This is a genomic window from Cellulomonas septica, assembly GCF_012396155.1.
Lineage (GTDB): Bacteria > Actinomycetota > Actinomycetes > Actinomycetales > Cellulomonadaceae > Cellulomonas > Cellulomonas septica.
Genome location: NZ_JAAXOY010000901.1, coordinates 1 through 1,044 on the forward strand (window position 1 = coordinate 1; position 1,044 = coordinate 1,044).

Consider the following 1,044-nt stretch of genomic DNA (forward strand, 5'->3'; position numbering starts at 1 on the left):
GGCGGCCGTGCCGAGCGCGGTGTCCGCGTCGACGTCGAGCACCGCGCGCAGGCTCGCGAGGGCCGAGGCGACGAGCAGCGGCTGCGCGACCGCGGTGTCGCGGATCGTGTACGCGTCCGAGGTCGTGCCGTGCGCGCGCAGGTCGAGACCCGCGGTCCGCGACGAGCGGTCGACCGACTCCGCGACGACGGGCAGCTCGAGCCAGGGGGCGAGCATGCCGGGGGACTGGGCACCCTGTCCGGGGCAGACGACGACGAGCACCTGTCCACCTTGCCGTGCCGCCGGTCCCGTCCGGGCTCGTGACGCACACCAACGTTCACGGACGGTGTTGTGCGGACCCTACAAACGGTGCGGACCGCTCAGGGACGGCCAGAAGTGCCCAGGCCGGCGTCAGCGAGGACCGGGAGCCGGCAGCGTCGGGGGCGTCCACCGCCCGAAGCGGGCCATCGAGCTCAGCGCGACGCGGTCCGGGGTGAGCCGCATCGCCGTGTTGCGCACCGCCACCGCGACAGGGTGGCGCAGCTGCTGCCCGAACCGGCTGATCGTCGTGGCGGCACGGCCGATCGACTGGCTCCGTCGGCGCCGCTGACGGTCGTACGCGTCCAGCGCGGACGTCAGGTCGGGCGTCGACGCGAGCGCCGCCGCGAGCACGACGGCATCCTCGATCGCCTGGGCGCCGCCCTGGCCGAGGTTCGGGACCATCGCGTGCGCGGCGTCGCCCAGCAGGGCCACCCGGCCGCGGACGTACGTCGGCAGGTCGGGGAGCCGGTAGACGTCGTGCCGCAGCACCGCGGCCGGGTCGGTGGCCGCGAGCACGTCGGCGATGGGGGCGTGCCAGGTGCCGAAGCGCGCGCGCACTTCCGCGAGCTCGTCGGGCGCGCGTTCGCCCTCCGGCGCCGACGCCGCGGCGTACCAGTACACGCGCCCGTCGGCGAGGGGGATGCACCCGAACTCCTGCCCGGCGCCCCACGTCTGGCTCATCTCGACGTCCGTCGCGACCGGAGCCGTCGTGATCGCGCGCCACGCGGTGGACCCGTCGTGGAC

The 1,044-nt window shown here is 75.6% G+C and carries 1 protein-coding gene and 1 pseudogene; both read right to left on the reverse strand.

Translation table 11 applies throughout. The features are described from left to right. Window positions 1–261, reverse strand: a pseudogene (locus HGA02_RS20135) (ACP S-malonyltransferase); the annotation flags it as partial. Between the two features lie 129 nt (window positions 262–390). Continuing rightward, a partial coding sequence (locus tag HGA02_RS20140) for an FAD-dependent monooxygenase (protein ID WP_210728864.1) occupies window positions 391–1,044 on the reverse strand: 654 nt, incomplete at its 5' end.